This is a genomic window from Roseivivax sp. THAF30, from assembly GCF_009363575.1.
Lineage (GTDB): Bacteria > Pseudomonadota > Alphaproteobacteria > Rhodobacterales > Rhodobacteraceae > Roseivivax > Roseivivax halotolerans.
On record NZ_CP045389.1, the window covers coordinates 3310593 to 3331115 of the forward strand.

20 protein-coding genes are annotated in these 20523 nt (G+C 65.7%); 6 read left to right on the top strand and 14 right to left on the bottom strand.

Annotated elements, in window-relative coordinates; translation table 11 throughout:
* Nucleotides 1-36: 36 nt before the first annotated feature.
* Nucleotides 37-624 carry an SH3 domain-containing protein gene (locus tag FIU91_RS16050; RefSeq protein WP_152463245.1) on the bottom strand — a complete coding sequence of 196 codons (588 nt, stop codon included), beginning with the start codon at nt 622-624 and terminating at the stop codon, nt 37-39.
* Nucleotides 625-785: 161 nt separating this feature from the next.
* Between FIU91_RS16050 and FIU91_RS16055 the strand changes: the two genes are divergently transcribed.
* The 5 genes from FIU91_RS16055 to FIU91_RS16075 all read left to right on the top strand — a co-directional run bounded on the left by FIU91_RS16055 (nt 786) and on the right by FIU91_RS16075 (nt 7260).
* The gene (locus FIU91_RS16055) at nt 786-3107 is read left to right on the top strand and encodes a DNA topoisomerase IV subunit A (protein ID WP_152463246.1); all 2322 of its coding nucleotides are present in this window, start codon (nt 786-788) and stop codon (nt 3105-3107) included.
* Between the two features lie 70 nt (nt 3108-3177).
* A complete protein-coding gene (locus FIU91_RS16060; protein WP_254701986.1) occupies nt 3178-4287 on the top strand; it encodes a DUF898 family protein in 1110 nt (369 codons plus the stop codon).
* Complete coding sequence (locus FIU91_RS16065) at nt 4284-5405, top strand: M48 family metallopeptidase (protein ID WP_152463247.1); 1122 nt, start codon at nt 4284-4286, stop codon at nt 5403-5405. The genes FIU91_RS16060 and FIU91_RS16065 overlap by 4 nt, the downstream gene beginning before the upstream one ends.
* Before the next feature lie 170 nt (nt 5406-5575).
* The gene (locus tag FIU91_RS16070; protein WP_093008771.1) at nt 5576-6334 is read left to right on the top strand and encodes an electron transfer flavoprotein subunit beta/FixA family protein; all 759 of its coding nucleotides are present in this window, start codon (nt 5576-5578) and stop codon (nt 6332-6334) included.
* Nucleotides 6334-7260 carry an electron transfer flavoprotein subunit alpha/FixB family protein gene (locus FIU91_RS16075; protein WP_093008772.1) on the top strand — a complete coding sequence of 309 codons (927 nt, stop codon included), beginning with the start codon at nt 6334-6336 and terminating at the stop codon, nt 7258-7260. Before FIU91_RS16070 ends, FIU91_RS16075 begins: the two co-directional genes overlap by 1 nt.
* Nucleotides 7261-7310: 50 nt before the next feature.
* On the opposite strand, the gene FIU91_RS16080 is transcribed toward FIU91_RS16075, so the two are convergent.
* Nucleotides 7311-8135: a DUF6473 family protein gene (locus tag FIU91_RS16080; RefSeq protein WP_152463248.1), complete on the bottom strand. Its 825-nt coding sequence runs from the start codon at nt 8133-8135 to the stop codon at nt 7311-7313.
* 152 nt (nt 8136-8287) lie between these two features.
* On the opposite strand from FIU91_RS16080, the gene FIU91_RS16085 reads away from it, so the two are divergent.
* Nucleotides 8288-9163 (top strand): 3-hydroxybutyryl-CoA dehydrogenase, encoded by an 876-nt coding sequence (locus FIU91_RS16085; protein ID WP_152463249.1) that lies wholly within the window; start codon nt 8288-8290, stop codon nt 9161-9163.
* Nucleotides 9164-9214: 51 nt separating this feature from the next.
* Here FIU91_RS16085 and FIU91_RS16090 read toward each other — a convergent pair whose 3' ends face one another.
* The 12 genes from FIU91_RS16090 to FIU91_RS16145 form a co-directional block, all read right to left on the bottom strand.
* The gene (locus FIU91_RS16090; protein ID WP_152463760.1) at nt 9215-9802 is read right to left on the bottom strand and encodes an MOSC domain-containing protein; all 588 of its coding nucleotides are present in this window, start codon (nt 9800-9802) and stop codon (nt 9215-9217) included.
* 5 nt (nt 9803-9807) lie between these two features.
* On the bottom strand, nt 9808-10587 hold the full coding sequence (locus FIU91_RS16095; RefSeq protein ID WP_152463250.1) for a methyltransferase domain-containing protein: 780 nt from the start codon (nt 10585-10587) through the stop codon (nt 9808-9810).
* Nucleotides 10584-12497, bottom strand: coding sequence for an ATP-dependent zinc metalloprotease FtsH (ftsH, locus tag FIU91_RS16100; RefSeq protein ID WP_093008776.1), 1914 nt, complete (start codon nt 12495-12497; stop codon nt 10584-10586). Before ftsH ends, FIU91_RS16095 begins: the two co-directional genes overlap by 4 nt.
* Before the next feature lie 77 nt (nt 12498-12574).
* A complete protein-coding gene (gene tilS, locus FIU91_RS16105) occupies nt 12575-13837 on the bottom strand; it encodes a tRNA lysidine(34) synthetase TilS (protein WP_254701987.1) in 1263 nt (420 codons plus the stop codon).
* Entirely contained in the window at nt 13834-14748 is a 915-nt protein-coding gene (locus FIU91_RS16110) for a tetratricopeptide repeat protein (RefSeq protein ID WP_152463252.1), read from the bottom strand. The genes tilS and FIU91_RS16110 overlap by 4 nt, the downstream gene beginning before the upstream one ends.
* Nucleotides 14749-14752: 4 nt before the next feature.
* Entirely contained in the window at nt 14753-15283 is a 531-nt protein-coding gene (pal, locus tag FIU91_RS16115; protein WP_093008778.1) for a peptidoglycan-associated lipoprotein Pal, read from the bottom strand.
* A gap of 152 nt (nt 15284-15435) precedes the next feature.
* Nucleotides 15436-16758, bottom strand: coding sequence for a Tol-Pal system beta propeller repeat protein TolB (gene tolB, locus FIU91_RS16120; RefSeq protein WP_152463253.1), 1323 nt, complete (start codon nt 16756-16758; stop codon nt 15436-15438).
* Between the two features lie 89 nt (nt 16759-16847).
* Entirely contained in the window at nt 16848-18026 is a 1179-nt protein-coding gene (locus FIU91_RS16125; protein WP_152463254.1) for a cell envelope biogenesis protein TolA, read from the bottom strand.
* Nucleotides 18027-18037: 11 nt separating this feature from the next.
* Complete coding sequence (gene tolR / locus FIU91_RS16130; protein ID WP_093008781.1) at nt 18038-18517, bottom strand: protein TolR; 480 nt, start codon at nt 18515-18517, stop codon at nt 18038-18040.
* A gap of 3 nt (nt 18518-18520) precedes the next feature.
* A complete protein-coding gene (tolQ, locus tag FIU91_RS16135; RefSeq protein ID WP_093008782.1) occupies nt 18521-19216 on the bottom strand; it encodes a protein TolQ in 696 nt (231 codons plus the stop codon).
* 126 nt (nt 19217-19342) lie between these two features.
* Nucleotides 19343-19732, bottom strand: coding sequence for a tol-pal system-associated acyl-CoA thioesterase (gene ybgC, locus FIU91_RS16140; protein ID WP_152463255.1), 390 nt, complete (start codon nt 19730-19732; stop codon nt 19343-19345).
* Between the two features lie 9 nt (nt 19733-19741).
* Complete coding sequence (locus tag FIU91_RS16145) at nt 19742-20377, bottom strand: hypothetical protein (protein WP_152463761.1); 636 nt, start codon at nt 20375-20377, stop codon at nt 19742-19744.
* Nucleotides 20378-20523: the final 146 nt, after the last annotated feature.

Sequence of the window (20523 nt, forward strand, 5' to 3'; positions counted from 1 at the left end):
CGCCGGTTCTGCCCGCGCAGAGCGACTTTGGCAATGTCACTCAGCCGCAGCCGTAACGAGGTAATCTGCCATCCAGCCGATGCGGTTCGTTTCGGCCACACGGAGCTTCACCCAGCCGCCTTCCTGACGCAGCACTTCGACCTCGGTCCCGCCAGTCAGCTGGGTCAGCACCGAATGGCGCGTGCCCGGGCCCTGACGCAGGTTCACGCGGCTTCCGGATACCTCGCGCAGATCGGGCGCGGGCGCGGCCTCTTCTGTGCGCGCCGTCTCGGGCGCGATGGCGCGTTCGGGGTCGCGGCGGGCGATGTCGAGACCGAGCGTGCGCGGCTCGGGCCGTGTCGCGACGGCCGTCAGCGCGGCGTCGGTTACCGAAGTTTCGAGACTGGCGAGCTCTATGGTATTGCCCTCGGCGCTCGCGTCATCCGCTGGCGCTGCGACCTGCGTCAGCTCTGCCGCGCCGCTGGCCGCGCGGGCGACAAGCTCCTCGGTCTCGGCAGCATCGCCCGGCGCCGTGGTCGCAGCCTCGGCTTCAAGCCACCATCCCGGCTCGAAATCGGTGCCGCCGGACATCTCGAAATACGCCCAGCCCAAAAAGCCGAATGTCAAAAGTATGAATTTGGGCATGGCGCCCACCCCCCGAAAAAGGAATCACTCTGAAACAAAGCCGACAGCAGCATCGGCAAGTTTCAGCTTACTCGATTCTCAACTCGGGCCTAAGCCAAAAGGTTTCATCGCGGCTGGTTCGTCGCTTGCCGCAGCCCGATCCCGGCGGTATCACCGGATCTATGGATGATGACGCGCTCGACCCCAATATGAACCCTCGCGATGTGGCCGAACCGCTGCGGCGCGCGATCGGCGAGCGGTATCTGACCTACGCGCTGTCGACGATAATGAACCGTGCGCTGCCCGATGCGCGCGACGGGCTAAAGCCCGTGCACCGGCGGATTCTCTTTGCCATGCGGGAGCTGCGCCTGTCCTCGACCGGGGGATTCCGCAAATCAGCGAAGATCTCGGGCGACGTGATGGGCAATTATCACCCGCACGGCGATGCCGCGATCTACGATGCGATGGCCCGTCTCGCGCAGGATTTCGCGGTGCGCTACCCCCTGGTCGACGGACAGGGCAATTTCGGCAATATCGACGGCGACAACCCGGCAGCCTCGCGCTACACCGAGGCGCGGCTGACGGTCGTGGCCGAAGCGCTGCTCGACGGGCTCAACGAGAACGCGGTCGATTACCGGGCGAACTATGACGGCACCCTGACCGAGCCCGTTGCCCTGCCCGCCTCCTTCCCGAATCTTCTGGCCAACGGGGCGAGCGGCATCGCGGTCGGCATGGCGACGAACATCCCGCCGCACAACATCTCCGAACTGGTGGATGCCTGCCTGCATCTCATCAAGACGCCGGATGCGCGCGACGACACGCTCCTCAACTACATTCCAGGGCCGGATTTCCCGACCGGCGGCACACTCGTGGAGCCGCCCGAAAGCATCGCGCAGGCCTATCGCACCGGTCGCGGCTCCTTCCGGCTGCGCGCCAAGTGGAACGTCGAGCGGCTCGACCGAGGCCAGTGGCAGATCGTCGTGACCGAGATCCCCTACCAGGTGCAGAAATCGAAGCTGGTGGAGCGGCTGGCCGAGCTTATCCAGACCAAGAAAGTCCCGATCCTCGCCGATATCCGCGACGAAAGCGCCGAAGACGTGCGAATGGTTCTCGAGCCGCGCTCCAAGAACGTGGAGCCCGAGATCCTCATGGGGATGCTGTTCAAGCATTCCGATCTCGAGGTTAAGTTCAGCCTGAACATGAACGTGCTCATCGACGGGGTCACGCCGCAGGTCTGCTCGCTCAAGGAGGTGCTGCGCGCCTTCATCGATTTCCGCCGTGAAGTTCTGATCCGCCGCTCGCAGCACCGGATGGAGAAGATCGACCACCGTCTCGAGGTGCTCGAAGGCCTGATCGTCGCGTTCCTGAACCTCGACCGCGTGATCGACATCATCCGCTACGACGACGATCCCAAGGCCGCGCTCTGCCGCGAGGACTGGGGCAAGGATCACGTGCGCGCCACGTCCGAGAAGGACTACGTGCCGCCACCGCCGAGCAGCGAAGGAGACGAGCTGGGCCTCACCGAGGCGCAGGCCGAGGCGATTCTCAACATGCGCCTGCGCTCCCTGCGCCGTCTCGAAGAGATGGAGCTGGTCGCCGAGCGCGATCGCCTCATGGAAGAGCGCGCCGGTCTCGAAGACCTGCTCGAGAGCGAGGATCTGCAATGGTCCCGCATTTCCGACCAGCTGAAAGAGACCAAGAAGGCGTTCGGCAAGGACTATCCCGGCGGCGCGCGGCGCACAGATTTCGCCGAGGCGACGTCTGTCGAGGACGTGCCCATCGAGGCGATGATCGAACGCGAGCCGATCACGGTCGTCTGCTCCCAGATGGGCTGGATCCGCGCGATGACCGGCCATATCGACCTCGCCCGCGAGTTGAAGTTCAAGGATGGCGACGGGCCGCGCTTCACCTTCCATGCCGAGACCACCGACCGGCTTCTGGTCGCGGCCTCCAACGGGCGCTTCTACACGATGCAGGCCTCTGCCCTGCCCGGCGGTCGCGGCATGGGTGAGCCGCTGCGCCTGCAGGTCGATCTGCCGAACGAAGCCGAGATCCTCGATATTCTCGTCCACAAGCCGGGGCGGAAACTGCTGGTGGCCTCGTCGGCGGGCGATGGGTTCGTGGTCCCCGAGGACGAGGTGGTCGCGCAGACCCGCGCCGGCAAGCAGGTGCTGAACGTGCGCGGCGATGTCGCTGCGCGGATCGTCCGACCCGTCGAGGGCGACGCCGTCGCCGTCGTCGGCGAGAACCGCAAGGTTCTCGTCTTCCCGCTGGACGAGCTTCCTGAAATGGGACGTGGCAAGGGCGTCAGGCTCCAGAAATACAAGGACGGGGGATTGTCGGATGCCAAGACCTTCACCCTGGGGGAAGGCCTCGCATGGCGCGACCCCGCCGGACGCACCCGCACCGTCGAGCGGCCCGAGCTTGACGAGTGGATCGCCAAGCGCGCCAGCGCCGGGCGCATGGCGCCGCGCGGCTTCCCGAGAGACAACAAGTTTACCTGACGGCGCGCTGAAGACGGATTTCGTCGGGCGGCGCGGCCCGCTTCTCTGGCTTGCGGTCAAGACAGGCCTTTTGACCGTCCTCACGCTCGGCATCTATCGCTTCTGGATGAAGACGCGCCTGCGCCGCTGGTATTGGTCGGCGATCCGTCCGGGCGGGCACCCGCTCGAATATGTGGGCGACCCGTGGGAGAAACTGCTCGGCTTCCTGATCGCGGTGGTGATCCTCGCCTTCTATATCGGCATCGTGAACCTGATCCTGATGTTCCTGAGCTTCTCGCTCTTCCAGGGGAACGTCGCGGCCTATGCGCTGAGCCTCGTGGGCGTGATCCCGCTCTGGTTCTACGCGCAGTACCGCGCGCGCCGCTATGTCCTCGCGCGCACCCGCTGGCGGGGGCTGCGCTTCGGCCTCGAACCCGGCGCATGGGGGTACGCGTTTCGCGCCCTCACCCACTGGACGCTCACGATCCTCAGCCTTGGCCTGCTCTGGCCGCGGATGACCTTCTGGCTCGAGAAATACAAGACAGACCGGACCTTCTACGGGAATGCCCGCATGGTGCAGGAGGGCCGCTGGACGATGCTTTACCCCGCGCTGCGCTGGATCGCGGTCGCGCTGGCACTGGCACTTTGTGCGGCAGCGGCGTTCGCCTCGGACGCGCAACTCGGCGCACCGCTGGCAGCAGCGGCATTTGCGTCGGGACTCTACGGCCTCGTCTTCTACAGGATCGAGAGCCTGCGCCTTCTGACCGAAACCAAACGGCTTGGCGATATGCGCCTCGCCTTCGATCCGAGCGCCATGCGCGTTCTGGTGATCCAGGGTCTGGGATACGCCGCGACGGTCGCGATCCTTCTGATACCGTTCAGCGTACTCGGCATCGCGCTTCTCGGCGTCCAATCTCTCGAATTGCTGGCCGAGATGGATATCGACGCCCCGATCCCGGAACTTGGGGCTGTGCCGCGCGTGGCGCTGGTGGCGATTTCGCTCGCGCTCTATTTCACCATTTTCCTGATGTGGTCCGCCTTCACCCATGTCTTCGTCACCATGCCGACGATGCGGCATTTCGCGCTCAATCTCGCCATCCTGAACGCCGATGACCTGCGCGCGCTGCGTCAGCGTCCGCGCGACGACGCGGAGCAGGCCGAAGGCTTTGCCGAGGCGCTCGATGTGGGGGCATCGCTATGAGCACGATCCTCCGGGTCGGCCCGACACCTGACAGCTGGCGCAGCGAGGCGACGTTCTTCGACGGCATCACGCCAGAGCCGCGCCCCGTTCAGCTAGGCATCGACGAGCCCGCGCAGGCGCTCTGGATCGACGGCGCAGGACCACGCCTGTCCTGGCCGTTCCGAGACATCCGCCACGTGCCCGACCAGGCGGGCGGCGACATCATGGTACTGCGTCTGAAGGACGACCCGGTGACGCGGCTCGTCCTGCCCGACCAGAGTCTTGCCTCGCGCCTGCCCTATCGCCACCGCCGCGCGCCGGTGACCAATCGCGGCCGCATCGCGGGCTGGGCGGTGGCCGCTCTCGCGTCGGTCGCGCTCATCATCTTCGGGCTGGTGCCGCTCATGGCCGATCAGCTCGCCCGATTCATTCCGCCTGAAGGCGAGCGGGCTCTGGGCGAAGTGACGCTCGAACAGATCCGCGGTGCGCTCGATCCGGGCGCCCCGGGGCCGGTCGCCTTCTGCGACGATCCGGCCGGGCTGGCGGCGCTGAACACGATCCGGGACCGTCTGGCCGAAGGGGCCGAACTGCCGCAGGAGCTGTCGGTGCATGTTCTCGACCACGAGATGGTCAATGCCTTTGCCTTGCCCGGCGGTTTCGTCGTTCTCTTCCGAGGTCTGATCGAGGAAGCGGGCAGTGCCGAGGAGATTGCCGCCGTCCTCGCCCATGAAGTCGGGCACGTGGTCAGTCGAGACCCGACGCGGCACGCCTTGCGCTCGGCGGGCTCAATCGGGGTTCTGGGGCTGATCTTCGGCGATTTTGCCGGTGGCGCGGCCGTGTTGTTCCTCGCCAACCAGCTGATCGAGGCCCAATACAGCCAGGCCGCCGAGATCGGCGCGGATGCCTATGCTCACGACATGCTCGCCAATGCCGGGATCGCGCCGAACGCGCTTGGCGCGATGTTCGAGCGCTTTCGCGAAATGGGCGGTGAGCCGCCCCGGATCATGTCTCATTTCATGTCCCATCCCGAGCTCGACGACCGCATCGTGGCCGCGGACGAGGCCACGCCGGACGGGTTCGAACCACGCCCCCTGCTGAATCCCGATGCGTTCCGCGATCTCAAGCGCATCTGCGACTGAACCTTGCGCGGAGTGCAACGAAACAGGGCCATTTCGGCTAAAAACGCGACGTTCAGCGGCACCGATGTGTCGATTTCCCCCTGTCAGAGCGCGTCACGAGGCGCTATCTCTCACCGGGAAGTCACAGGGCATGGGCTCGTCCATGCCGTCACCAAGGGAGTTTCACGCCGATGAAGGTACTCGTGCCTGTCAAACGTGTGATCGACTACAACGTGAAGGTTCGCGTCAAAGCGGACGGATCGGGTGTCGATCTCGCCAACGTCAAGATGTCGATGAACCCGTTCGACGAAATCGCGGTCGAAGAGGCAATCCGCCTCAAGGAAGCCGGAACCGCCGAAGAGGTGATCGTCGTCTCCATCGGCGTCAAGCAGGCGCAGGAGACGCTGCGGACCGGTCTCGCGATGGGCGCGGACCGCGCGATCCTCGTCACCGCGACCGACGACGTTCACAATGACATCGAGCCGCTGACCGTCGCCAAGATCCTCGCCAAGGTGATCGAGGAAGAAGAGCCCGGCCTCGTGATCTGCGGCAAACAGGCGATCGATAACGATCTGAACGCCACCGGCCAGATGCTGGCCGCGCTCACCGGCTGGGCGCAGGCGACCAATGCCAACTCGCTCGAGATCGACGGCGATCACGCCACGGTCGCGCGTGAGGTCGATGGCGGCCTGCAGACCATCAAGGTCAAGCTGCCCGCGATCGTCACCACCGACCTGCGCCTCAACGAGCCGCGCTATGCGTCGCTTCCGAACATCATGAAGGCGAAGAAGAAGCCGCTCGAGGAGAAGACGCCCGAGGATTACGGCGTCGATGCCGCGCCTCGCCTCGAGGTCGTAAAGACCTCGGAGCCGCCGGAGCGCGCCGCGGGCGAAATGGTGGGTTCGGTCGACGAGCTCGTGACGAAGCTGAAAGACAAGGGGGTCGTGTAATGGCCGTTCTTCTGCTTGCTGAAATCAACGACGGCACGCTGTCGCTCGACGCGACCTCGAAAGCCGTCACCGCTGCCAAGGATCTGGGAGACGTGACGCTTCTCGCGGTCGGTGCGTCGGCCAAAGCAGCCGCCGAAGAGGCCGCCAAGATCGAGGGCGTCGCCAAGGTGCTCGTCGCCGAGGATGACCTCTATGGTCACCGTCTCGCCGAGCCGGTCGCGGCGCTCATCGTCTCTCTCGCGGGCGATTACGACCACATCGCCGCGCCCGCGACCACGGATGCCAAGAACATTCTGCCGCGCGTCGCGGCGCTGCTGGACGTGATGGTGCTGACGGACGTGACCGGTGTTGTCGATGCCGACACCTTTGAACGCCCGATCTACGCCGGCAACGCGGTGCAGACGGTGAAATCCAAGGACGCCAAGAAAGTGCTGACGATCCGCACGTCGACCTTCGACGCCGCCGGCGAGCAATCCGCCGCGCCCGTCGAGGATGTGGCGAAAGCGGACGATCCGGCGCTGTCCGAGTGGGTCAAGGACAAGGTTGCCGAAAGCGACCGCCCCGAGCTTACCTCGGCGGGTATCGTCGTCTCGGGAGGCCGCGGCGTCGGCTCGGAAGAGAACTTCGCGATCGTCGAGAAGCTCGCCGACAAGCTCGGCGCGGCGGTCGGCGCATCGCGGGCCGCGGTCGACTCGGGCTTTGCCCCGAACGACTGGCAGGTCGGCCAGACCGGTAAGGTCGTCGCGCCCGATCTCTATATCGCGGTCGGCATTTCGGGGGCGATCCAGCACCTTGCGGGTATGAAAGACAGCAAGGTCATCGTCGCGATCAACAAGGACGAAGAAGCGCCAATCTTCCAGGTGGCCGATTATGGCCTCGTCGGCGATCTCTTCGATGTCGTGCCGGAACTGACCGAGAAGCTTTGATCCGCGCGATCACTCAAGCTCGAAGGCCCGCCTCACCTGGCGGGCCTTTTTCATTGCGAGACCGTCTCGATCATGGCCGCGCTCAGCGCGTCTGCCGCGCGCTCATGCGCCGCCACGCCGAGCATCTGCCGCGCGATCACCGCGTCGAATTCAGAGAACACCATACCCTCGGTCGACGCGTGATCGGGCGGCTCGACGACCTCGATGCAGCCCCGGATTCGCCGCTCCAGTGCATCCAGCATGTCGCGCGTGATGAATGCAGGCTCACGCCCGATCCCGTAGTCGAGCGGCATCGCCTCGGGCGGCGGCGCCGTGCCCATCCACAAGAGCCATGCAGGCCCACTGAGGCTGTCGAGCAGCTTCTTCATCCGCGCGACCCAGGCAGTCTGAACCTCGCGCATCACGAAGCCGAACCGCTCCGCATCCGCCTCGATCAAGGTGGCGATGAGCGCGCCGACAAAGCTGATCTGGCTGAAATCCACCTCCGGATAGAGGCGCTGCAAGGTATCGGAGGCTTTCACGAAGCGATCGTTCCGGCGCGGATGCACCGAATAGAACCGGTTCGACATGTTCGCCGCACCCATCACCTGCAGGACCGCCGCATCCGCCGAGGCTGCGAGCCCAGCGATGACAGCATCGTTCAGGTATAGATCGAGCCCGGCATTGATCTGCCCGAAATTCGCGATCGGCCGTTCAAGACCGTCGCCGAGAAGCACAGGCCAAGGATCGGGTACGAAGCGCCCGAATGTTTCCGTACCGCCGAGGCAGGCGATATAGCCCGTCTCCGGCGCTTTCGGCCCTCTGCAGGTCACGCGGCTTTTGCCATAACGGCACGGGGCATAGTCCAGCCCGCCCCGAATCTCGGTGGCATACATATCTCACACCCATTTCTCACCCGATACGCAGGCTGCGCCGATTCCCTTGCGGATCGGTTAAAGCTCGAATGCGCGCGAATCCCGGTTGCACCGCCCTTGTGATCCGGGCGAGACGGGGCCAAGCTTCCACCGGTCAGAGGGAAAGGCAGTCCATGGAAATCAAGAGTGTCGGCGTCGTGGGCGCGGGTCAGATGGGCAACGGCATCGCGCATGTCATGGCCGTGGCTGGATATGACGTCCTTCTGAACGATATCAGTGGCGAGGCGCTGGAAAAGGCGGTCGCGACGATCCGCAAGAATCTCGACCGGCAGGTCAGCCGCGAGAAGATCGCCGCCGAAGACCGCGACGCGGCGATGGCGCGGATCCGCACGACCGAAACCCTCACCGATCTCGGAGAGACCGATCTCGTGATCGAGGCCGCGACCGAGCGCGAGGAGTTGAAGAACAAGATCTTCGAAACGCTCGTGCCATCGCTCAAGCCGGAGACGATCCTGACCTCGAACACGTCCTCCATCTCGATCACGCGGCTCGCATCGAAGACGGACCGGCCGGAACGCTTCATGGGCTTCCACTTCATGAACCCGGTGCCGGTCATGAGCCTCGTGGAGCTCATTCGCGGGATCGCCACCGATCAGGAAACCTACGAGGCTTGCCTGGCCGTGGTCGACAAGCTCGGCAAGACGGCCGCCAGCGCCGAGGACTTCCCCGCCTTCATCGTCAATCGCATCCTGATGCCGATGATCAACGAAGCCTGTTACACGCTTCTGGAAGGCGTCGGAAACGTCCGCTCCATTGACGAGGCGATGAAGCTGGGCGCGAACCATCCGATGGGCCCGCTCGAGCTTGCTGATTTCATCGGGCTCGATACCTGCCTTGCGATCATGAACGTGCTGCATGACGGGCTCGGCGATACGAAGTACCGCCCCTGCCCGCTTCTGTCGAAATACGTCGAGGCGGGCTGGCTCGGCCGGAAGACGAAGCGCGGCTTCTACGATTATCGCGGCGACGAGCCCGTGCCGACACGGTAAAGACCGTCTTCCTCAAGCTCGCCCCGAGGATCGCTCCACCTTCGCCGCGCGCTACGTCGCGCGGCCCGCCCAGGGCCGCTGGTCCGGCACATGCAGGCGCAGGCTCTCACCGAGCCGGAGCACGCCCGGCCGCTCCACCCAGGCTGTCACGCCGCGCCGACCCTTCGCCGCAGCCTTGAACCTCTTGGCCTCGCCCGGATGATCCTCTGCAATCTCGCGCGCGGGAAGCTGACAGGGGCGGTTTTGCATGTCGACGACCAGCATACCGCCATCCTCGAGCTGCAGCCGGGACGACGGCGGCAGATGCGAGAAATCGGGCAGACCGGACACAACGAGCGATGCACCGAGCCATTCGGGCTGTAAGGTCTCAAGCCCCATCTCCTGCGCGATCTCGGCCACTTCTTCTTCGGACATGATAGCGAGCTGCCGCACGTTCCGGATCTCCGTGCCGCGCGCGTATTGCGACAGAAGGCGCGAACAGGACGGCCGGTTGAGCCCAGAATGGGTGTCGCCCGGTATCCCGTCCCAATCGAGCGCGATCTCGGTGTTGGGCTCCGAACGGATGCGTTGTGTTTCGGACGTGACACGCCCGAGCCAGACGATCCGCGCGGAAAAATCGGTGGGTGCGAGCGCGGGCATCGCCATCAGACCTCGAGCGTCAGGAACAGGCGGCGGAAGGGGAACAGCACGGTGCCGCGTGCGCTTTCGGGGTAGGCCTTGCTGATCGCGCTCTCATAGGCGGTGATGAGCTGTGTGCGCTCTTCCTTGGACAGGGCCGAAAGGATCGGGCGCGCGTAAGTCCCCTCGGTGAAGCGGCGGACCGGATGGCCTTCGGCGTCAGGCGCAAGCTCCTGGTAATATTCCGTCTCCCAGATCGTCACTTGCCCGAGAGGCCGCAGAAGGCGGTGGTATTCGGCGGGCAGCATGATCGAGGGAAGCCGGTCACGGTCGATCCGGTCAGGGAACATCTCGTCAGCGATCTGCAGCCAGAGCCGATGCGAGGGCGCGCGATTCTGGTTCGGCAACTGTACCGCCAGCACGCCACCCGGCGCGAGTTGGCTGGCGAGCCTGTGCATCAAAGTGTCGTGATCCCGCACCCAGTGCAGGACGGCATTGGCGAAGATCATCGCGGGCGGCGTCTCCGGCTGCCATTCCGCCAGATCCATTTTCTCGGTCGCGGCGTAACAGCCCGTGCGTTGCGCGTGATCGAGCATGGCCGGACTCGTGTCGACACCGATAACGCGGCGTCTCAATTGCCCCAGCGCGGGGCCCACGGCCCCGGATCCACAGCCGAGGTCGATCACGTCGCCCTCTGGCAACGGCCCGACGGAGCGCAGAAGGTCGAGAGCGGGTCGCAAACGCAGACCCCGAAACCTGTGATAGGTTCCGGGGTCCCAATCGCCTGTATCGCGCGGCGCGTTCATGCAGAGGGTTCGGGTTCCAGATCGCCCGAGGGCTTGGCCTTGGGTTTGGTCTTCGGGATCGCCGTGACCGAGGGCTTGTCCTCCTGAGCGGCCGCGCCGCCTTCGTCGTCACCCTTGTGCGGCGGCTCACCCTTGATGACGCGCTGGATCTCTTCGCCGGTCAGTGTCTCGTATTCGAGAAGACCCTCTGCAAGACGCTGCCATTCTTCCTTGCGGTCGGTCAGGATCTGGTACGCCCGCTCATAGGCTTCGTGAATGAAGCGGCGAACCTCGTCCTCGATCAGTTCCTTGGTATGGGCGGACACCGACAGACCGGCAGTGTTACCTTGGTAACCCTCGTGGGCTTCTGCGTAGTCGATATTGCCGACCTTGTCCGACATGCCCCAGCGCAGGACCATCGCCCGTGCAAGCGCGGAGGCTTGCTGGATGTCCCCGGCCGGGCCGTTCGAGACGTTGCCGTCACCATACTTGATGATCTCGGCCGCCTTGCCGGCCATCGTCATGGCGAGCTTTTCCTCGCATTCCGACTTGTGCCAGTTCAGCCGGTCGATCTCGGGCAGCGAGACCACCATGCCCAGAGCGCCGCCACGCGGGATGATCGTCGCCTTGTAGACCGGATCGCATTGCGGAAGCGTCAGGCCGACGATGGCGTGACCGGCCTCGTGATAGGCGGTCTTTTCCTTCTGGTCGGCGGTGAGGACCATGGAGCGGCGCTCGGCACCCATCATCACCTTGTCCTTGGCGTTCTCGAAATCGACCATCGTGATGAAGCGGCGACCGACGCGCGCCGCCATGAGCGCCGCCTCGTTCACGAGGTTGGCAAGATCCGCGCCGGAGAAACCGGGCGTGCCGCGCGCGATGATCCGCAGATCCACGTCCGGCCCCAGCGGTGTCTTGCGGGCATGAACGCCGAGGATCTTCTCCCGGCCCTTGAGGTCGGGATTCGGCACCGTCACCTGGCGGTCGAAGCGGCCGGGACGCAGAAGCGCGGGGTCGAGAACGTCACGGCGGTTCGTCGCCGCGATGATGATGACACCCTCGTTGCTCTCGAAGCCGTCCATCTCCACCAGAAGCTGGTTCAGCGTCTGCTCGCGCTCATCGTTGCCGCCACCGTAGCCGGAGCCACGGTTGCGGCCGACCGCGTCGATCTCGTCGATGAAGACGATGCAGGGCGCGTTCTTCTTGGCCTGCTCGAACATGTCGCGCACGCGGGATGCACCCACCCCGACGAACATCTCGACGAAGTCAGAGCCCGAGATGGTGAAGAAGGGCACGCCTGCCTCGCCCGCGATGGCGCGCGCCAGCAGTGTCTTACCCGTGCCCGGAGGGCCGACAAGCAAGGCGCCTTTCGGGATCTTGCCGCCAAGACGCGAGAATTTCTGCGGGTTGCGGAGAAACTCGACGATTTCCTCGAGTTCTTCCTTGGCCTCGTCGATGCCCGCGACTTCGTCGAAGGTCACGCGGCCATGCTTTTCAGTCAGGAGCTTTGCCTTGGACTTGCCGAAGCCCATCGCGCCGCCGCGGCCACCACCCTGCATCCGGTTCATGAAGTAGATCCAGACACCGATCAGCAGCAGGAACGGCAGGAGCGAGATCAGGAAGGACTGGAAGCCCGATTGCTCCTGAGGCTCCGCGCGCACCGGCACGTTGTTGTCGACAAGCAGGTTCGTGACCTCTGCATCTTCGGGCTTGATCGTGACGTGATCGGTGCCGTCCGACGTGCGGTAGCGCACCTGTTCGCCGTCGATCGTAACCGACGAGACCGAGTTGTCCTCAACCGCCTGCACGAATTCGGTATAGGTCGATTCCCGGCTTTGAAGCGTGGAATTGCCTCCCGAGAAGAGGTTGAAGAGCGCCAGGACGAGCAAGAATAGCACGACCCAGAAGGCGATATTGCGCGCGTTGTTCAAGGATAATCTCCCACGAAACCTTGGCGCGGCTCTATCACAGCCGCGTTGCGTGTAACATAGGCATGTCGCCTATTCGTTCAATGCGCCGAGATGAAGGCGGCGAAGCTGTGAGCAGGGGCAATGGCGCGGCAGACATGTGCCGGTCCGAAGGACAGGGCGGCACAGGCGACAAGCCGGCCCTCGTCGAAGATCGCAGGCAGCGTCAGCGCGTCGTGGAAGCGCGGGCCGTGTTCCGGCTTGTCGGGAACCTGCGACCATCCGAGCGAGCCGAGTGCGCGCACCTCAAACCCTTGCAAATCCAGGCTTTCCACATGCCATCGCCCATCCCAGAGCGCACCGTCCCCGACGCGCGTCGCGAGGCTCTCGAGCCGGGCTGGTTCGCGCTGGATACGCAGCGCCGCACCATCGATCCGCAAAAGCGCCCCGCCGAGCGTGCCGCCCCTCCCGCCGAGGCACGAGTCCAGAAGCGCTTCGAGAGCTTCGGCGCGCGGGCGATATTCCGAGCCCGCGACAAATTGGAGCGCGGCGGCGAGAAGCCGCATCTGCGTGTCCCGTTCGATGTCGGCGAAGCCGTCGCGCGCGATCACGACCTGCCCCCACTCCTCCGTCGCGATCCGGCTCGCCACCTCCGCTGCCCGCGCCCGGAGCGCGGCACGCGCGCGCTGCATCCGCGCCGCCGTCCGCGTCAGCGCCTCCACGCCAAGTCCTTCCTCGTCGAGCGCCGCCAGCAGCTTCCGGAGGCGCACCCGCTCAAAGCGATCGTCATCGTTGGAAGGATCGTCCGCGAAAGGCATCCTCAGCACGCGCAAATGGAAGCGCAGGGTCTCCCGGCGCTCGTTCAGGAGAGGGCGCAAGATTCGCATGTCGCTCGCCTGGCGGACCATCGCCATGCCCGAGAGCCCCTCGACACCGGATCCGCGCCTGAGGCGCATCAGGATCGTCTCGGCCTGGTCGTCAGCCGTATGGGCGAACAGGACATCGCGCATTCCGCCGCGCCAGGCATCGATCAAGGAAAGCCGCGCACGGCGGGCGGCATCCTGAAGGTTGCCCTGCCCGTCCCAGCCTTTCCATGTCAGCACATCGTGCGGCCAGCCCAGAACCCGACATTCCTCCGCAACGAGGCGGGCTTCGTCGGCGGAGCCCGGCCTCAAGCCATGATCGACGGTGACGACCCGAAGGCCCACGCCCCAGGCCCGTGTCCAATTATGCGCGAGCGAGAGCATCGCCATGCTGTCGCCACCGCCAGAGACGGCGAGCCCGATCTCGCTCGGGAAATCCGGCCCGAGGAGCTGCCCCATCGCCGCGGCGAACCTATCGTCGAGCGACGGGGCGTGATTCACTGGCAGCCGAGGGATTGGCGTTCCTGCTGGGCGCGTCCCACCGCGTCGCTACCAGGATAGCGCGTCGCAACTTCGGACAGCGTCACGCAGGCTTCCTGGGTGGAGCCCAGCCGGCCAAGCCCGCGTCCGAGAAGGAACAGGGCTTCCGGCGCGGTCTGCGCGTCGGGATAGGTGTTCCAGGCTTCGAGATAGGCGCGCGAGGCCTCGCGCGTGTCCCCCAGCCCCTCGAGCGCTCGCCCCCGGCCCAGAAGCGCCGCGGAATCGAGCGGGCCGCCAGGATAGGTCTGGCGGAACGATGCGAAGGCATCGGCCGCCGCCTGCCAGTTCTGCTCGTTCAAGGCCGCTTGCGCTTCGCGGAAATCGGCCTCTTCGGCGGCGGCAAGCTGTGCGCCGCCTGCAATCGGAAGGCTGTCGCCGCCCGATGCCGCGCTGCCTTCCGCCGGCGCGGGGCCCGGGCCCACCTCGATATCGGAGGGCGTCGCCGTGCCATCGGTGGGCACATCGCCGAGATCGCCGGAGCCGCCTGTGGCGGGCGCGGTGCCTCCGAGCGACGGTGTCTCCCCGAGGCTGCCGATATCGCAGTCGTCCTCGAGCTCGCAGAGACGAAACTCCAGATCGCCGATCCGGTTCGTGCCGTCCTGCACCACGCGGTCGATGCGAAAGGTCAGCTCCTCGGTCCGCGAGGTCAGACGCTGAAGCTCGGCCTCGATCGTGTTCACCCGGTCGATGGTGCCGCCGCCGACCTGTACGTCCGAGCCCGAGGTCGTGGACAATTCGCGCCGGAGCTTCTGCAGCTCGAAATTCAGGACCGACAGGTCCTGCCGGATGTCAGCCAGCGTCTCGCCGTCCTGCGCCTGTGCGGCGACAGGCGTGGCGAGAAGCGCGAAGGAAAGGAAGACGGCGCGGATCATCGGATCAGCTCAGCGCGCCGCCGGCGATGACGGTCACCGCGCGCCGGTTCTGCATGTAGCAGCTCTCGGTCGAGCAGACCTCGATGGGCCGCTCCTTGCCGTAGGAGACGAAGCGCAGACGGCTTTCCGCAACACCCTGGGCGACAAGGTATTCCATGACGGCATTCGCGCGCCGCGCGCCGAGCGCGAGGTTGTATTCGCGTGTACCCTGCTCGTCCGCGTGGCCCTCGATCACCGCCTGGTAGGACGGGTTCGACGTCAGCCATTGCGCCTGCTGGCGAAGCGTGTCCTGCGCCGACGGGCTCAGCGTCGACTGGTCGACCGCGAAGAGCACGCGATCGCCGATCGTCTGGTTGAAATAGGCCGCCGAGGTGGGATCGTTCGCGCTGCCCGGAACGACGCCCGCGTTGGCACCGGCCATTCCGCCAGCCCCGCCGGCGCCATCGGCCCCCTCGCCGAAACGGTCCGCGCGGGTGCAGCCGGCGATGGCGATCGTCGCAATGAGCGCAAGGCTCGTGAATGTCGTGATACGCATGTTCTAGGTCCTGCTCTTTGTTTGCCGGAAGGCTACCACAGCCACCGGCCCAAGGGAATCGTCGGCCGCTTCGGCTCGCGTTCTTTCCCCATGATCTGGCCAAAAATACTCCGGGGAGCGCGAGGGGCTGGCCCCTCGCTCCGCCAGTGACGTCATTGAAGCGGTCCCCAGTTGGGATCGGACCCGCCCGACGGCGTCGTCACCCGCTTGAGGTTCCGCCCGGAAATGTCCACCGAGTAGAGGGCCGAGGAGCCGGTTTCCCCTTGCGTCTCGCGGCTGAACATCAGAACGCGCCCGTTCGGCGCCCAGGTCGGGCTCTCGTCGAGGAACGAAGCCGTCAGGAGGCGTTCCTCCGAACCGTCCGTCCGCATCACGCCGATGTGGAAACGGCCCGCATTCTGCTTGGTGAATGCGATGAGATCGCCGCGCGGCGACCAGACCGGCGTGCCGTAACGCCCTTCCCCGAACGAGATCCGTCGCGCCTCGCCGCCGCCAGCGGGCATGATGTAAAGCTGCTGCGTGCCCGAGCGGTCGCTCTCGAAAACGATCTGGCTGCCATCCGGCGAGAAGCTGGGCGCGGTTTCGATCGAGGGCGCCGTCGTGATCTGCGCCGCCTGTCCGGTCGCGATTTCCATCGAGTAGATGTCTGTGTTCGCCCCGTTCGTCGCAGAATAGAGCAAACGCTGACCGTTCGGCGCGAAACGCGGCGAGAAGCTCATCGTGCCTGATTGCGAGGGCAGGATGCGGCTCTGGACAGAGCCCACGTCGAGCACATGCACCCTCGGCTCGCCGCTCTGGTAACTCGTGTAGAGCACCCGGTCTCCGTTCGGTGAGAACCGCGGCGCGAGAACGATGGACGAACTGTCGGTCAGGTATTGCAGGTTCGCGCCGTCGTAATCCATGATCGCGAGCCGCTTGGCCCGATTATCCTTGGGCCCGCTTTCCGAAACGAAGACCACACGGCTATCGAAGTAACCACCTTCGCCGGTGATCCGCGAATAGACCTGGTCGGCGACCTTGTGACCCATCCGTCGCAGCCCGTCCGCGGTGCCCGCGAACTGCATCCCCTGGCCGAGCTCGGTTCCGGCGAAGACATCGTAGACGCGGAACTTCACGACGACGCGCCCTGCCCCGTCCGTGCTGACCGCGCCGGTGATGAGCGCCTGCGCGTTGATCGCGCGCCAATCGGCGAACTGCACCGGGCTTTCGAAACTGGTGATCTGGCTGATGAACGCATCCTGAGAGATCAGTCGAAAAAGCCCTGTCCCCGTCAGATCGTTGCGCACGACCTGCGTGATCTCCTGGGCGTATTGCTGCGCCTGCGCGCCTTCGGCCACGAAGGTCGGCGCGGCGAAGGGCAAGGGCTCGATCAAGCCTTCGGTGATCTCGATCCGGAGCGGGCCGTCCTGGGCTTGGGACGGGGCGCCAAAGATGACAAGCGTCAGCGCCATGAGACAGGAGAGAATGAGTTTCATCGGCGTGCCTTTCCTCGGGAGGGATGCGCTCGGGCGACCATATCGCGCGGGCGGAAGGGACAAAACAGACAAAGACGCGAGGCCGCCCATCAGCGCAGCCTCATGCCGGATGGATCGAAGACCATCTCGATCTCGCGCCATTGCGCGTATTTCTCGGGAGGCAGCGGGAAGCCATCTCCCTGGCAGCGCAGAATCGCGCGTCGGGCGGCCTGGTAGGCAGTTTGCGCGGCCTGGTTGTCGCCGCCCGACGACTCGATCATCCGCAGCGAGTCGCTCACGACCTGGCCCGATTGCTCCATTCGCATGGCGACCACGACCGTCACGTTCGCGGCCTGGCTGCCGACATCGACCACCCAGCAGCGCTGGACCGCCACCCGAAGCGCGTCGCGCTCGCCGCCAGTGAGAGGTGGCCCGGTCGGCAGATCCGGCTGCGGGTCCGTCGTGCCGCCGCCAAGCGCCTCGGCGAGCGCGGCTTCTACCCCATCGGGGCTTTCAGGCGCGGGCTCTGGATCGGGCGCCGGTTCGGGGGCGGGTTCGGGCTCGGGCTCCGATGTCTCGGCCGTCTGCGTTTCGGGCTGCGTTTCGGGCTCCGGTTCCGGAGCCGGCTGCGGCGTCGGCCTGTTCGGCCGGGTCTGCGGGCGCATCGAACTGTCGGGCGCGCGCGCAGGCTCTTCGGCCTCGGTCACGATCTCGCTTGTCGCGGCCTCGGGCTGCGTGGCTTCCTGCTCTTCCACCTCTGCCGTGTCAGGCGAGTCCGCATCGGGGGAGACGCTGTCCTGCACGTCTTCGGCAACCTGTGCATCCGGTTCAGGCTGCGGCACGGGATCGGGCGCGACGCGCGGGGCGAATTCGGGTGTCGGGGTGTCGGCGACGTCCGGCGCGGTGCTTTCAGGTTCGGGCTCGGGCTGAGGCAGCTCCGGCACGCTGTCGGTCACCTCGGCTGGCGGCGTCGGCTGCACAGGCTCAGGCGGCGTTTCGGGTTCGGGCTCGGGTGTCGGCTCGGGACGGGCCTGCGGCGGGCGCACGCTTTCCGGCGTCGGCTGCTGCGGCGGAGCTTCCTCCGTCTCGGGCGCGGGCGGCGCGTCGATCTCCTCGGCGGCCTCGGGCGGCGCGGACGGCTGCGAGAGCGCCGCGAAATCTTCTTCGGACAGGACAGAGACGTCCTGAACCCGCACGGGGTCCGGGTTCGGTCGGAACAGCCCGCCGAACAGAACCCACAGGATCAGGACCCCATGGCCGATACCCGAGATGATCTGACCCGTGGTCACGGGGCCTCTCCTCAGTTTCCGGTGCCGTCGAGCGCAGGTCCGCCGATATCGGTGACAAGCCCGATCGAACTGAAGCCGCCCGCATTGAGCGCGCCCATGATCTGCGCCACCGTGTCATAGGGCACCGCCCCGTCGGCGCGCAGATAGACGCGATCGTCGGAGCGTTCCTCTGCGATGGCGCGAAGCCTGCCGACCAGCTCTTCGCGCGCGACCTCGGTGGTCTGGATCGTCACGGTCCCGTCGCCCGAGATGGTGACGGTGAGCGGCTCCTCGTTGTCCGACGGAAGCGCGGTCGCGGCCGTTTTCGGCAGCTCGACCGGCACGCCGACCGTCAGCAGCGGCGCGGCGACCATGAAGATGATCAAGAGCACCAGCATCACGTCCACGAAGGGCGTGATGTTGATCTCGGACATCGGCTGCGCGCGGCCCGAACGGCGCCGCCGCCTGCGGCTGCCGCCGCTGCCTCCCGCCTGTCTGACCCCTGCGCCCATGGCTCAGCTATCCAGTTGCCGCGACAGGATGGTGGAGAACTCGTCCGCGAAGGCCTCGTAGCCCGCGATCAGACGTTCCGCATCCGTCGACAGCTTGTTGTAGAAGATCACCGCCGGAATTGCCGCCAGCAGGCCCAGACCCGTCGCGAGGAGTGCCTCGGCGATCCCGGGCGCGACCACGACAAGCGAGGTGTTCTGCTGCTGGGCGATCTCGACGAAGGCGTGCATGATGCCCCAGACCGTGCCGAAAAGACCGACGAAGGGCGTGACCGACCCCACCGTGGCGAGAACCCCGAGGCCCGCCTGAAGCTCTTCGGCCTCTTTCTGGATGGCGACGTCCATCGACCGGTCGATCCGGGCCTGCGCGCCTGCAATAAGGTTGCCGTCATCGCGGTGCGAGCGGCGCCACTCCATCATGCCCGCGGCAAAGACGCGCTCGGACCGGCCCGAAGGATCCATGCCGATCTGGTCGAACAGCTCGTCCAGCGGCTCGCCCGACCAGAATGCCCGGTCGAAACGGTCGGCCTCTGCCTTGGCCGCGCGGTAGGAGATGATCTTCTGGACGATGATCGACCAGGACCAGAAGCTTGCGAGGATAAGCGCGAGCATCACCAGCTTGACGGTGAAGGTGGCGCGGGCGAACAGCGCCCACATGGAGAAATCAATCTCCGACGCGAGCGCGAGGGTTTCCGTTTCCATGAGCCTGCTCTTTACTGCCATGCGGCCTCTTTCCGGGCCGCCTTTACAGGCAGGCATACGCGATGTCGCCTCTCAAGGCCAACACATTAGGGTGACAACGCGCCGAAACCGCGGTGAAAGCGGTATTCAGTGCAGCTTTTGGCGGATATTCGCCGGCAGACGGGCCGCGCCGCCCGCCTCGTTCACACAGACGACCAGCACTTCTGCCTGAAAGAGCAGCGTATCGCCGCGCCAGACCTCCTGGTGCATGACGAGCCGCACCCCGGTCACCGATTTCGTCTCGGTGCGGACAACAAGCTCGTCGTCGAACTTGGCCGGCGCGATGTAATCGGCCTCGACGCGTCGCACGACGAAGACGATGCCGTCCTTCTCGCGCATCGCGTTCTGATCGACCCCGAGCGCACGCACCCAGTCGGACCGGGCGCGTTCGATGTAGCGCAGGTAATTGGCGTAATAGACGATCCCCGCCATGTCGGTGTCTTCGTAATAGACCCGGATCGGGAAGGTATGGATCATCGCGCTTTCCTATTGGCTCGGGGCTTGCGTCGAAAGACGCGCATGCAGGCGCAGTGCGTGGCTCGGAACATCGGCGAAGGAGGGCATCACCGGATCGTAGGCCGCGCGGATGAGGCCGGCGATCTCGGGCCGTAGCACCACGCGCCCGTCGTCGAGCTGACCGAGCGCGGATCGCTTGGTGAAGGCAAGATCGGACCATAGCAGCACCGATTGCACAACCTGGCTCAGTGCCAGTGTCTCGGCGGGCAATTGGGACAGCTCATCGTCCATGCGGATGAAGATGAAACAGGCCTTTATCGCACCTGCCTCGTCGAAGCGGAAAACGCGGTATTGGTTTGCCTCGATGGATTTCAGCCGCTCCAGAAGCGGTGCCAGCCCCTCGATCAGGCGATCGAGGTCGGGCACGGCGGCCAGCTCGTCCCAGTCGCGCAGGAAGAAGACCATCGTGTTCGAGCCAAGCTCGGGATCGGTCTCGGCCATCTTGTGACCAGAGAGCGCCATCACCGCCTCGAACGCGCCCTTGATCGTGGAGAGCGTCCGGTCCTCGACACCGAAGACGATGGGCGCAATCGGCCGCCCCCAGCGGGCGAAGACGTAACTTCCATCCGCGCGCGTGAACAGCGCTTCGATATCCTCGGGCGTCATCATGGGCGCGGGTTTGGCATCCCGCGCGCTTCGGGGCAAGCGGCTTGCACGTGAGACAGGCGTGCGGGCGGCAAGGCCGCCCGCGCATGTCTGGCGGGCTGATCGTTCCGATCATCCCGCGGGCGAGGGGCGCGGCCCCTCGCGCT